Source organism: Duganella flavida (assembly GCF_009857445.1).
GTDB lineage: Bacteria > Pseudomonadota > Gammaproteobacteria > Burkholderiales > Burkholderiaceae_D > Rugamonas > Rugamonas flavida.
Window position 1 is genome coordinate 143,247 of sequence record NZ_WWCN01000007.1, and the last position, 12,101, is coordinate 155,347.

Here is a 12,101-nt window from a genome sequence, read left to right on the forward strand (position 1 = left end):
GATGGCTGCTTTACGGAGACGAAGATGCTATGAAAACGTTACCAAAAAATGGTGTCAAGCAAGTTTTAATCGTTGGCGGTGGTACTGCCGGCTGGCTGACGGCCTGTTTTTTAGCCAAGCAACTGGGTGTGGGCGCCGAGGGCGCGGTGCAGGTCACGCTGGTGGAGTCCAAGGAGATCGGCATCATCGGCGTCGGTGAAGGCACTTTCCCATCAATCCGCGGCACGCTGGCCACCATCGGCATCGACGAAGCGCGCTTCATCCGCGAATGCAACGGCACCTTTAAACAAGGCATTCGCTTTAACGACTGGGTGCGCGAGCCGGGCGCACCGGGCGCGGACCACTACTTCCATCCATTCAGCCTGCCGAGCCAGCGCCCGGGCGGCCCGGAACTGCTGCCCTACTGGCTGCAAGGCGCGGCCGGCAAGGAGGTGGGCTTTGCCGCCGCCGCCACCATGCAAAAGCGCGTGGCCGATGCTTCGCACGCACCGAAGCGCGCCAGCGACGCCGATTTTATGGGGCCGCTCAATTACGCCTACCACTTCGACGCCGGCAAGTTCGCCGCCCTGCTCTCTACCCACGCCCAATCGCTGGGCGTGAAGCATGTGCAGGCCACGGTGGAACGGGTGGCGCTGGATGAAGATGGCGCCATCGGCGCGGTGCATACCAAGGAAGCGGGCGTGCTAACGGCTGACCTGTACATCGACTGCACCGGCTTCCGCGCGGCGCTGATCGGCGAGGCGCTGGGCACTTCCTTCCACAACATCAACGACGTGCTGTTTGTCGACCGCGCACTGGCGATGCAGGTGCCGTATGACCGCCCCGATGCGCCGATTGCGTCCTACACCATCGCCAGCGCGCACGAAGCGGGATGGACCTGGGATATCGGCCTGCACGAACGGCGCGGCATCGGCTACGTGTATTCGAGCCGCCACACCGACGATGCACGCGCCGAGCAAGTGCTGCGCAACTACATCGGCAAGCAGGCCGATGGCCTGAATCCGCGCCAGCTCAAACTGAACGTCGGCTACCGCGAGCAGCACTGGGTGAAGAATTGCGTGGCGGTGGGCCTGTCGGGCGGCTTCCTGGAGCCGCTGGAGTCGTCCGGCATCGGCCTGATTGAAACAGCGGCGTACCTGGTCAGCTACCTGTTCCCGCACGACGGCGATTTCGCGCCGGTGGCCAAGACCTTCAACGAAATGATGAAGGCGCGCTATGAGCGCATCGTCGATTTCGTCAAGCTGCACTACTGCCTCACGCAGCGCAAGGACAACCAGTTCTGGATCGATAACGCCGATATGGCCAGCGTGCCGCAATCGCTGCAGGACAAGCTGGCCATGTGGCGCCAGCGCGCGCCGCACCGCATGGACTTCGTGGTGGACTACGAGATGTACCCGCCATCGAGCTGGCAATATGTGCTGTACGGAATGGAATACCAGACCGGTTTGTACGCCAACGCCAAAACGCTGCCGCGCATGGAGGAAGCACGCCATGAGTTTGCGATGATTCAGCAAATGTCGCAGCGCGCCCTGGCCGACCTGCCGAGCCACCGGGCCATGGTCGAACACCTGGCGCGGCGCGGCGAACGCAAGACCGCTTGAATGTGGGCGCACGAACAGAGCGCATAAGTAGAGCAGCGCATGATGGGGCACCACCAATCAAGGAGCCATCATGCAAACACAAACACTACAAGCGAGCCATGCGGGCATAGCTGTTGCCACCGCGCCAGACGGCGATGGCTATGCCTCCGGCACTTCATGGGGCGCCATCCTGGCCGGCGCCGCAGCGGCGGCAGCGCTCTCCTTCATCCTGCTGATACTTGGCGTCGGCCTCGGACTGTCGTCAGTCTCGCCGTACCAGTACAACGCCACGCCGCTCGGTTCTGCCAGCGTGGGATGGATTGCTTTCACCCAGCTGGCCGCTGCCGGCGTCGGCGGCTACATGGCCGGCCGCCTGCGCGTGAAGTGGGCCGCCATCCACGGCGATGAAGTCTATTTCCGCGACACCGCACATGGCCTGCTGACGTGGGCCGTCGCCACGCTGGTGACGGTGGCAGTGCTGGCGGGCGGCGCGCGCGCAGTATTCAGCGGCGCCATCGATTCCGGCGCTGCAGTCGCCACCGCAGCTGCCACCGCAGTCGCACCAGCCGCCGGCCGCGCCAACACCTACTTTGCCGACATGCTCCTGCGTTCGCCGGATGGTGAAGTGGCCAGCGAATCGCAGCGCAATGAAATCAACCGCATCCTGCTGACCGATCTCGCCTCCGGCAAAATTAACGGCGGCGACCGCGCCTACCTTGCACAGCTGATTGCCAAACGTACCGGCATGGCGCAAGCCGACGCAGAGCAGCGCGTGGACCTGATCTACGCCCAGGCCAGCCAGGCTGCAGCCGATGCCAAAGCCAAGGCCACCGCCGCTGCCGAACAGGCACGCGTTGCGGCCGCCCATTCGGCGCTATGGATGTTCGTCGCCCTGCTGCTGGGCGCTTTCATCGCCGCGATCAGCGCCATTGCCGGCGGCCGTCACCGCGATCATGCGCGGGTCATTATTTAAACTTAGGAGAATACTATGCGCTCGATCTTACTCTGGATGCTAGGCATCCCACTCCCTATCATCATTCTGATCGCCCTGATACGCTAAGTACTACGCAGCTTTCGCCGCCGCGTCCAGTTTGGCGCTGGCGGCGATCAGCAGCACGCGTTTGCCACAGTATAGACAACACCTGGCTTACAGTTTTTCCAGATCGAGCACCGCTTGCGCAAAGGCGTCCGGTGCTTCCTGCGGCAGGTTGTGGCCTACGCCGCCGGCGATGTGCTGGTGCTGGTACTTGCCGGTAAAGCGCTTGGCGTAAGCGGCAGGTTCCGGATGCGGCGCGCCGTTGGCGTCACCTTCCATGGTGATGGTCGGCACCGAGATGCTCGGGAACTTGGCCAGCTGTGCTTCCAGCTGCGCATATTTCACATCGCTCTTTTCGAGGCCGAGACGCCAGCGGTAGTTCGATACTGTGACCGCTGCGTGATCCGGATTATCCAGCGACAGCGCGCTGCGTTCGTAGGTGGCGTCATCGAACTTCCACTGCGGCGAGGCCAGCTTCCAGATCAGCTTTGCAAAGTCGTGGTGATTCTTTTCGTAGCCCACGCGGCCGCGCTCCGTGGCGAAGTAGAACTGGTACCACCATTGCAGCTCCGCTTCCGGCGGCAAGGGCTGCTTGCCTGCCTCCTGGCTACCGATCAAATAACCGCTAACCGACACCAGGCCTTTCACACGCTGCGGCCACAAGGCGGCGACGATATCGGCGGTGCGTGCGCCCCAGTCGTAGCCGGCCAGCGTGGCCTTGTCGATTTTCAGCGCATCCATCAGCGCAATCACGTCGGATGCCAGCGCGGCCGGCTCGCCGTTGCGCGGTGCTTGCGCATCGAGGAAGCGCGTGCTGCCGTAGCCGCGCAGGTGCGGCACGATCACGCGATAGCCTTTGGTAGTCAGCTTCGGCACCACGTCGACAAAGCTGTTGATATCGTAAGGCCAACCGTGCAGCAGGATCACCACCGGGCCGTTGGCCGGGCCTTCGTCCACGTAGCCGACATTCAGCTCGCCGGCCTTCACCTGCTTGATGGTGCTAAACGTGGCCGGGGCGGCGGCGTGTGCCGGGGCGGCCAGTGCGGCGAAGGTGAGTGCGACGGCGGCGGCTACTTGGCGATAGGTGGTTTTCATTACGCGTCCTCCAGGATTACTGTGGAAAGGCTGGCGCCATCATTGACGCCGGCATCGAAGGCATACGGATCGACGCCGTCAAGGCAGCCGATATTGACGCGCCACAGCAAAGGATCTTTGCGCGTCTGGTGGAACGGATAAATCCCGCAGTGTTTGCAGAAATAGTGCCTGGCCACGCGGGTGTTGAACTGGTAGAGGGTGAGCGCATCCTCGCCCTGCACGATCTTCAACTCGGCCGCCGCGAACGGCGGTGACATCAGTGCGCCTTTCCGGCGGCACAGGCTGCAGTTGCAACGCGCGGCCGGCGACAGCACGGTGCGTACTTCAAACTGGACGGCGCCGCAGTGGCAGGAACCGTGGTGCAGATCGTTGGACATGATGTGCTCTCCCCTTTTCGCTTAGACCAGGTTGATCTCGACGTTGATATTGCCACGCGAGAGTTTGGAGTAAGGGCAGTTCTGGTGCGCACCGTCCACGATGGCTTGCGCCGTTTCGCGGTCCAGGCCCGGCAAGCTGACGTTCAGGCGTGCCTGCAGGAAATATCCAGTCTCATTGTTGACCAGATCGACTTCGGCATCTACTGCCGTTTGGGCGGGAAGTTTGATGTTCAATTGGCCCGCCGTCAGGCCCATGGCGCCGATGAAGCAAGCCGACCAGCCGGCCGCGAACAGCTGCTCCGGATTGGTGCCGGGCGCGCTGCTGCCAGGGGCCGACAGTTGCACGTCCAGGCGGCCGTCGCTGCTGCGGGCAGCGCCATCGCGGCCGCCGGTGGTATGGGTTTTGCCGGTGTACAGTACTTTGCTCATGATCTAACTCCTTGTTGGTTGATTTTACATCGCATTCGATTGAAGCGCATACGTTTCATATTATCAGCATTTTTAAGCGTGTCAAGCTCTTTCGATTAAATCGTATCCGATATATAATCGAGTCATCTACCAAAGGAGAGGCATCATGAACAAACCAGGCACGCCGCAGCTGTCGGATTTCCTGTGCTTTGCGGTCTATTCGGCCAACCTGGCGTTTGGCAAGGCCTACAAGCCCATCCTGGACAAGCTGGGCCTGACGTACACGCAGTACATCACCATCATCGCGCTGTGGGAAGAAGATAAGCAGACTGTGAGCGGGCTGGGCGAGAAACTCTATCTCGAATCCAACACGCTGACGCCGATTTTGAAGAAGCTGGAAGGTATGGGCTATGTGCACCGCGCACGCGACACCACCGACGAGCGCATCGTGCGCGTCGGCCTGACGCCGGAAGGCCGTGCCCTGCGCGAAAGCGCCCTGCAGATGAACTTGCGCAGCGCCACCGGCCTGACGCCGGAGGAATTCCCGGTGCTGCAAAAAGCGGTTGTCAAACTGCGCAACAACCTGGTGAAGGCAGCACCGGGGAAAGGCTGAGGCTTATTAGGCCTGCTTGCGGCGGCGCGCCACCAGCCCCATCAGACCGAGGCCGCCCAGCAGCATGCCGTAGGTAGCCGGCTCCGGCACTGCCGAGGTGACGTAGCCGTGGAACGGCTCGTAGCCGATTTCCACCGTGCCGTTCATGGACTTGGCGATGATATTGCCCTCCAGGTGGCCGGCGCCGCGCAACTCGGCGTTATTGGCCAGTACCGAGCCGTACACAAAGGTGTTGATGTTGACCACGCTGGCGTCAACCAGGTTATAGATCACATTGGCGCGCAGCGCCGCCAGCTGGCCATCCTGGCCGCCACTGAAAGTGACATCGGTGCCGGTCACATTGATCACCACCGTCGAGCCGGCCTTGATGTCGCTCAGCACCAGGTTCTTCACCGCGCCGCCGCTCAGGTTGAACACCTGCAGGTTGGAGGTCTTGTCGCCCTTCAGGTAAGTGCCGCTGCTGTCGATGGTGACACTGCCATTGCCGGCGGCGCTGCCCAGCGTGCTGGACAGGCTGGTAAAGCCGGTGCGGGCGGCGTCAAAGTCCAGCACGCCGGCGATATTGCTGCTCTTGTTCAGCGTCAGGTAGCTCACCGAGCTATTGGTGCCGCCGTAGATACCAAAACCATTCCAGTTCTTCGTATATTCCGTAATCGGGCCAATGCTGGCGTTGGTGTCGATGCCAGTACCTGGCGAGGCGTAAATCGTGCCGTCGCCCAGTTTGACATTCCCGCGCACCACCACCGATGGCAGACTGGTCGGCACCTGGGTGCGGTAGCCGATCGAGAAACCCGACGTCTTCAGATCACCGCCCACGGCCAAGCGCCCCTCGACGTCGGTCACCTTGTTCACATTGCCGTAGAAAAAGCCGCTGTAATCGGAAGCGACGCCGAAGTCGAAACTCGGTACAGCGGCCTGGACGGTGCTCATGACACCGGCAGCCAGACTTGCCGCAATCAGGCGGCCGATCAAAGTAGCTTTTTTCATGGTATTAAAGTGGTATGGCTTTTAGAGTCACGAAGTATATAACAATCGCAACACATGTGCTCATTTTTGCAATTAATTTTATGCAAAAACAAATACAAACGTTTCCAAAATGCATTTGAGAAACGAAAGCGCCGAAGTGCTACTATGAAGTCTGTTAAAGACCTTTAGAAGACCTCACCATGGACACTATCCTGGCGCCCTCCTCCGTAGGCATTAGCGAACTGAAGGCAAATCCAACCGCCGTGCTGGAGGCATCGGGCGACCAGCCAGTCGCCATCCTGAACAGGAACAAGCCAGTCGGCTATCTGCTGACAGCCAAGGCGTGGGCAAAAATCCACGAAATGCTGGAAGACAAAGAGCTCCTCAAGATAGCTGAGGGCAGGATGAAAGATGGGAAGAAACCAGTCAGGGTGACGCTGGATGACCTATAGCCTCGACTTCCATCCTGACGCCCTCAAAGAGTGGCACAAGCTGGACGAGAGCATCAAAGGCCCATTCAAAAAGAAGTTGAAAGAGCGCCTGGAACATCCCCGGGTTCCGAAAGCGCACATCAGTGGCGGCACAGACCTATACAAAATCAAGTTGGCATCAAGCGGATACCGGCTGATCTATAAAGTCATAGACGACACCATCACCATCTACGTTCTATCAGCAGGAAAACGACAAGACAATGCCGCTTATAAGAAGGCTCTGGAGCGAGATTCGTAAGCTTTAAGGACTGGAGCGGGTGAAGGGAATCGAACCCTCGTATGAAGCTTGGGAAGCTGCCGTTCTACCATTGAACTACACCCGCGTGCCACGCATTCTACGCGGCTTCACTGATCACTGACAACTTCTCTACCTGAAACTGATGACCGAGTCATTTGTGTTGCTGCGTATGATTTCACTAATCTTGGCGTCATCCTTGTATCTCACACTCAACGTCTTGAGCTGACTCTGGGCGCGTTTGCAGTACTTCACAACCGAGCGCTCGATTTCTCGCTGCCGTGCTTTGTTCAAGCCACCATCGAACTCGCCGGCAAAGTGCTTGCAATCCTCGGCATTGTGAATAAAGGCCTGGACATCTTGCGGAATGGTTTCCTTGGCCTGTGTCAAGGCTGAAAAAAGGCAAAGAACTAAGATCATTAGGATCTTCATTTTTTCCTCCTTAGCGCCCGTTGTTAGACCAATGCGGCACATCTTTGATTCCATCGTAGTACTTTTTTACGCCATAGGTAGCGCCGACTTCAATCAGCTGTTTATTCATTCCCGTGCGCGGACCGGTCTTGATCTGAACCAGTGCACCTGTCGCATCCTTGATGGATACGGCCCCTCGCCAACAGATCGACATGTCAACTGCCAAGCCAGCATTGTGCTGAGAACGAAGTGCAGGCTTAGTGCGGAGCCGACGAATAGAAAGCGCTTCCACCATCTCTCTGGCAGCATTGACCGATGCAGCAGTTGTAGGATGTACCCACTCGATGTCTACTCCAGGCACAGAGGGAATGGAGGACGGATCGATGCCATCGTTCACTATCCGCCACGACCAATGCATGAGGTAAGAGCGCTTTAAGGGCCGATAAGTCGCGCTGACAGAAACCTTGATGCCTGCCGCCGTCATCGCAGCAATAAAGTCTTCAACGGCGTAGCGAAACATACCAGACAGATCCCTTGTGTTGCTACTGCTATCAAAGCGTCTTACCCAGTGGGCGCCACTGAGCTTCGTAACGTGCGTAGTCATCTTAAACCTCCACTATCTTGGATTGAAGAGGTTCAAAGAGTACGCCTGGCGATTAAGCCTTACTTTGATCTAAACCGAATGCTAGTGATCTTCTGGATCGGACCACAGTGCCATGTAGAGCTCCGAGCGGTTGAGGAGGTTCTTGTCCATGTCTGGCAGGCGGTCTTTAGGCGGGTGGTAGGGATGCTGGTTGAAACCGCTGTAGCCGAGGGCCATGCGGCCGCCTGCTACTTTATAGCCGGCGAATTCGAGGATGGTCGGCATCAGGTCGAAATGCAGCAGCTGCTGGCGGTTCGGCGTTGGCGCGTCTTTCGAGATGAAGGTGTTGAAAATGGTGCGGTCCGGCAGTTGCGACAATTTCGGCGTCAGCGGATTCTTGCGCGACAGGTGGTCGCCCAGGATCACGATGTTGGTGTTCTCCAGATAGCCGTTGTCGCGCGCGTAGCGCACGAAGTCCGCCACGTCCGCCGCCGTGCACGAGATCACGCCGTCAAAGCCTTCATACCCGCGCTGCGCGCAGCTGGCCGACAGGTGGCCTTCCGGTTCGTGCGTATCCACCGTCAGCAAAGTCAGGTTGAACGGCTGCTGCGACGCCGACAACGTACGCAACTTGGTTTTGGCGCGGCTGAATAAATCGTTGTCGTATAGGCCCCAGCCATTCATGTCCTCCGCCGCCACGCCGCTCTTCAGCCATTCGTCCTTACCATACACCTCGTGATAATGGTGCTGGCTGAGGAACTTGTCCTTGCCCGCAAAATTGGTCGAGGCGCCGCCCATGAACACATTGCGATAACCGCGCGCCGCCAGCAAGTCGGTCAGGCACACGGCGTTCTTGAGGAAGGAGTTCATCACCTGCCCTTGCGTGTTACCGTCGAAGATAGTCATGCGCTCCAGCGGCACGCCGCACTGGGTCGACACCATGGCGGCGATGGTCCAGCCGGTACCTGGCACTTGCTGGTAGTCCGTAAAGCTGGTGCCATGCAAATCGTTGAGCGGTGCAAGCAGATCGCGACCGAAAGTGGCCTTGGTGCTGTAGCCCTGCTCCAGGCTTTCGACATAAATCAGGATCAGGTTTTTCGGCTTCTCCGCCAGCACGGCAACCTGCTCCGGCCGCACGTAGTTGGCGCCGAAATAATCCGGCCCGAAATCTGCTGTTACATACTTAAACGCCGAAACGTCGCACACCCAGAATGCAGTCGCACCAAACACCAGCAGCTGCGGGAACCAGCGGTGGATGCGATAGCACAGCATACGGCAGCTTTCCGGCGCGCGGACAATCGCGTTGCGCAGCCGCGTCTCGATGTAGAACAGCAGCGCCAAGAACGCCAGCGGCGCCATCACGCACCAGCGCACGAAGCGCCATGTCACGGCTGGATCGACGGTGTCCATCAACTCCACGCCGAAGTTCATGTGATAGGCAATCTGGTCGAGATCCGGCTGGCCGAACGAGCGGTGGATCCAGTAGCTGAAGCAGAGCAGGAACAGGGCCAGTAAATACAGGCCACTACGCAGCACGCGCGATCGGAGTTGTGTTTTCATTCCCCCATCTTGGCGAACCAACTTGTCTGTAAAGTTGCGAAGCGTGGGCGTTTTGTATCGTAGTGTTGGGCATCGCTTACATAGATTTACTTCGCAAGTTGATGCACAATGACCGGGCCTCTTTTTGACGATAAGGACTTGATATGAAAGTAGTTTTAGGTTTGAGCGTGGCGCTGGCGCTGGCCGCGCCGCTGGCTTCCGCGCAGACGCCGGCCGATCCGATCGCGGTGATGGTGAAGCAGCTGGAACTGGAGAAGTACAAGGCCACGATCAAGAGCCTGACCAAGTTCGGCGACCGTCGCCAAGGGACGGAGCGCAACCGCCAGGCACTCGACTGGATCGAGGCGCAACTCCAGTCCTACGGCTGCACCAACACCGAACGTTTGCAATATCAATTTACACAGCCGACGCCGGGCGAACCTGCGCCGAAGCGCGCGCCCGGCATTCCGAGCGGCGGCGCCGGCGGCCCGCCGGGACAAGGCGGCAGCACCTTGTTCGGCAACCGCATCCCAACCGGCGTGAATAGCGACCCAATGCGCCAGCCCGACGAGCGCCTGCGCGCGCTCAACGCCGAGCAAACGCCAGTCGGCACCTCGCTGCGCGAGAACGTCTACTGCACCAAGGTCGGGACTACGCATCCAGAAGAAATGTACATCGTCAGCGCCCACATGGACGGTATCGGTTTCGGCGAGGCGGCCAACGACGACGGCTCCGGCACCGCGTTGGTGATGGAGCTGGCGCGCATCTTCAGCATGCCGGGCGTGGAGACCGATCGCTCGATCCGCTTCGTCTTGTGGAACAACGAGGAGACCGGCCTGAATGGCGCTGCAGCCTACGTCGAGCAGCGCAAGAATTTGCAGGGCATCGAGTCGCCGAAGGGCTCGGGCAAATATCCTGAACCGAAGTGGCTCGGCATGATCCAGCACGACATGATGATGTACGATCATGGCATGCCGATTCCGAAAGTGGGGGCGGACGGCAAGACCACCTTCGTGTCGCCACCGGAGCAGCGCCTTGAGGCGGACGTCAACATCGAGTACCAGTCGACGTCCAAACAAGCCGAGGGTTCGGCCAAGCTGGCGTGGGCCTTCCGCGCCGCCAACGACAAGTACGCAACCAACTACCCAGCCGCTGTCGGCTTCCATATGACGAACACCGATTCGACGCCGTTCATGGATCTGGTGCCATCGATTTCGCTGCGCGAGAACGAGCGCGGACAGCAGATTGGCGCGGGCTGGAATCCGAACTGGCACCAGCCGACCGACAACTACGACAACTACTCCGACAAGGATTTCCTGCTTGGCCTGAACGCCGCGCAGACCACCTTGTCCGGCGTGGCGCAGCTGGCGGGCGTTCGCATCAAGAAGTAAGCGCCTGTAGCACGATGTCGTGCAGGCGCTGCGCCGGCGGATTCAGTTCCGCTTCGGCGCGATGCAGGCGCAGGCCGACGTCGGGCAGTGGCGGCAGCCCTGCCGCATCATGCACATCCAGCACGCGCAGCGACGGCGGCAAGCCCATGTCGGTGCGCACAGTCAGGCCCAGTCCTGCCGCCGCTGCGGCCCACACGCCGGACAAACCGGGACTGGTGAAGGCGATGCGCCATGCGATGCCTGCCTGGTCCAGCGCCCGCGTGGCGGCAGTGCGCATGATGCAGGGCGCGTCCATCATCACCAGCGGCAGCGGCTCGCGTGCGTTGAGGTCCAGCGCCAGCCGCGTGGTGTCGGCCGGGCCGATCCAGCGCATCGGCAAGCGGCCCACTTCTACCGCCAGCGGCGCGGCCGTGCCGTTGTCCCAGGCCAGCGCCAGATCCAGCTTGCCGCCGTCAAGTAACGCCATCAATTCCGTGTTGCGCGCCACCCGCGCCTCGATGCGCACTTGTGGATGTACGCGGGTGTACCTGCCCAGCACCTCGGTCAGCATTTGTTCGCCGAAATCCTGCTGGATGCCGAGCCGCACGCTACCCGCCAGTTCGGCGCCGCGCACAGCGCTTGCCGCTTCGTCGTTCAGGTCCAGCAGGCGGCGCGCGTAGGCGAGCAGCGATTCGCCGGCCGGTGTGGGCGTCATGCCACGGCCTTCCTTGCGCAGCACTGGCATGCCCAGTTGCTCTTCCAGTTTTTTTAGCTGCGCGCTGACGGCAGAGGTGGAGCGCCCCAGCCGGTCTGCCGCCTTGGCGAAGCTGCCCATGTCGACGCCGGTGACAAAGGTGCGCAGCACGTCGAGGTCAAAGGTGATACGTCGCATAACCATCCCGATTTATCGAACTATCGATCAAAATATTCCTGATTTTCAGGATTAATTTAGGCGCGTATCGTGTGGATGTCAACCAAAAAAAGGAGTGTCATCATGCCGATGAGCCGCATCTCCCTCTTGAAGGGCAAGTCTCCCGAATACATCCGCGCGCTGGGCGATAGCTTGCAACGTGCGATGGAGGAGTCGTTCAATGTGCCGAAGAACGACCGCTTCCAGCTGGTACACCAGCACGAGCCTTACGAAATGATGTTCGATCGTTCTTACGAGGGGGGACCGCGTTCAGATGATTTTGTACTGATCGCAATCACCATCGGCAAGCCACGTAGCACGGAGATGAAGCTGGCGTTTTATGAGCGGCTGGTGGGATTGCTGGCCGATTCGCCGGGCTTGCAGCCGGAGAATGTGATGATTGTGGTGTCGTCATCGCAGGGGGATGACTGGTCGTTTGGCGGCGGCCGTCCTGCGGCTTCGTTGCTGGGAGTGCGGTCGTGATTGC

The 12,101-nt window shown here is 60.0% G+C and carries 15 protein-coding genes and 1 tRNA gene; 7 read left to right on the top strand and 9 right to left on the bottom strand.

Annotation, left to right across the window (positions count from 1 at the left end):
- The first annotated feature begins 29 nt into the window (after positions 1-29).
- Together GTP46_RS12920 and GTP46_RS12925 are read left to right on the top strand one after the other, a co-directional pair.
- A complete protein-coding gene (locus GTP46_RS12920) occupies positions 30-1,601 on the top strand; it encodes a tryptophan halogenase family protein (protein ID WP_161007043.1) in 1,572 nt (523 codons plus the stop codon).
- A gap of 70 nt (positions 1,602-1,671) precedes the next feature.
- Complete coding sequence (locus GTP46_RS12925) at positions 1,672-2,553, top strand: hypothetical protein (RefSeq protein ID WP_202414254.1); 882 nt, start codon at positions 1,672-1,674, stop codon at positions 2,551-2,553.
- A gap of 174 nt (positions 2,554-2,727) precedes the next feature.
- Here the strand turns inward: GTP46_RS12925 and GTP46_RS12930 are convergent, their stop codons facing one another.
- From GTP46_RS12930 to GTP46_RS12940, 3 genes are read right to left on the bottom strand one after another with little or no spacing between them, the layout of a single operon-like run.
- Positions 2,728-3,711: an alpha/beta fold hydrolase gene (locus GTP46_RS12930; protein ID WP_161007044.1), complete on the bottom strand. Its 984-nt coding sequence runs from the start codon at positions 3,709-3,711 to the stop codon at positions 2,728-2,730.
- Positions 3,711-4,088, bottom strand: coding sequence for a GFA family protein (locus GTP46_RS12935; protein WP_161007045.1), 378 nt, complete (start codon positions 4,086-4,088; stop codon positions 3,711-3,713). The genes GTP46_RS12930 and GTP46_RS12935 overlap by 1 nt, the downstream gene beginning before the upstream one ends.
- Before the next feature lie 21 nt (positions 4,089-4,109).
- On the bottom strand, positions 4,110-4,517 hold the full coding sequence (locus GTP46_RS12940) for an organic hydroperoxide resistance protein (protein WP_161007046.1): 408 nt from the start codon (positions 4,515-4,517) through the stop codon (positions 4,110-4,112).
- Positions 4,518-4,662: 145 nt separating this feature from the next.
- Here GTP46_RS12940 and GTP46_RS12945 point away from each other — a divergent pair, with 145 nt between their 5' ends.
- On the top strand, positions 4,663-5,109 hold the full coding sequence (locus tag GTP46_RS12945; RefSeq protein ID WP_161007047.1) for a MarR family winged helix-turn-helix transcriptional regulator: 447 nt from the start codon (positions 4,663-4,665) through the stop codon (positions 5,107-5,109).
- 6 nt (positions 5,110-5,115) lie between these two features.
- Here GTP46_RS12945 and GTP46_RS12950 read toward each other — a convergent pair whose 3' ends face one another.
- On the bottom strand, positions 5,116-6,096 hold the full coding sequence (locus tag GTP46_RS12950) for a choice-of-anchor A family protein (RefSeq protein ID WP_161007048.1): 981 nt from the start codon (positions 6,094-6,096) through the stop codon (positions 5,116-5,118).
- 179 nt (positions 6,097-6,275) lie between these two features.
- Between GTP46_RS12950 and GTP46_RS12955 the strand changes: the two genes are divergently transcribed.
- Positions 6,276-6,527 carry a type II toxin-antitoxin system prevent-host-death family antitoxin gene (locus GTP46_RS12955; RefSeq protein WP_161007049.1) on the top strand — a complete coding sequence of 84 codons (252 nt, stop codon included), beginning with the start codon at positions 6,276-6,278 and terminating at the stop codon, positions 6,525-6,527.
- The gene (locus tag GTP46_RS12960) at positions 6,517-6,804 is read left to right on the top strand and encodes a type II toxin-antitoxin system RelE family toxin (RefSeq protein ID WP_161007050.1); all 288 of its coding nucleotides are present in this window, start codon (positions 6,517-6,519) and stop codon (positions 6,802-6,804) included. Before GTP46_RS12955 ends, GTP46_RS12960 begins: the two co-directional genes overlap by 11 nt.
- 11 nt (positions 6,805-6,815) lie before the next feature.
- Here the strand turns inward: GTP46_RS12960 and GTP46_RS12965 are convergent.
- The 4 genes from GTP46_RS12965 to GTP46_RS12980 all read right to left on the bottom strand — a co-directional run bounded on the left by GTP46_RS12965 (position 6,816) and on the right by GTP46_RS12980 (position 9,355).
- A tRNA-Gly gene (locus tag GTP46_RS12965) sits at positions 6,816-6,889 on the bottom strand.
- 44 nt (positions 6,890-6,933) lie between these two features.
- A complete protein-coding gene (locus tag GTP46_RS12970; RefSeq protein WP_161007051.1) occupies positions 6,934-7,233 on the bottom strand; it encodes a hypothetical protein in 300 nt (99 codons plus the stop codon).
- Positions 7,234-7,243: 10 nt separating this feature from the next.
- Entirely contained in the window at positions 7,244-7,816 is a 573-nt protein-coding gene (locus tag GTP46_RS12975; RefSeq protein WP_161007052.1) for a peptidoglycan-binding domain-containing protein, read from the bottom strand.
- Positions 7,817-7,897: 81 nt separating this feature from the next.
- A complete protein-coding gene (locus GTP46_RS12980; RefSeq protein ID WP_161007053.1) occupies positions 7,898-9,355 on the bottom strand; it encodes a sulfatase-like hydrolase/transferase in 1,458 nt (485 codons plus the stop codon).
- Positions 9,356-9,498: 143 nt separating this feature from the next.
- Here GTP46_RS12980 and GTP46_RS12985 point away from each other — a divergent pair, with 143 nt between their 5' ends.
- The gene (locus tag GTP46_RS12985) at positions 9,499-10,725 is read left to right on the top strand and encodes a M28 family peptidase (RefSeq protein ID WP_161007054.1); all 1,227 of its coding nucleotides are present in this window, start codon (positions 9,499-9,501) and stop codon (positions 10,723-10,725) included.
- Here the strand turns inward: GTP46_RS12985 and GTP46_RS12990 are convergent.
- Positions 10,715-11,596, bottom strand: coding sequence for a LysR substrate-binding domain-containing protein (locus GTP46_RS12990; RefSeq protein ID WP_161007055.1), 882 nt, complete (start codon positions 11,594-11,596; stop codon positions 10,715-10,717). The genes GTP46_RS12985 and GTP46_RS12990 overlap by 11 nt on opposite strands.
- A gap of 102 nt (positions 11,597-11,698) precedes the next feature.
- Between GTP46_RS12990 and GTP46_RS12995 the strand changes: the two genes are divergently transcribed.
- Positions 11,699-12,097 (top strand): tautomerase family protein, encoded by a 399-nt coding sequence (locus tag GTP46_RS12995; RefSeq protein WP_161007056.1) that lies wholly within the window; start codon positions 11,699-11,701, stop codon positions 12,095-12,097.
- Positions 12,098-12,101 lie beyond the last annotated feature (4 nt).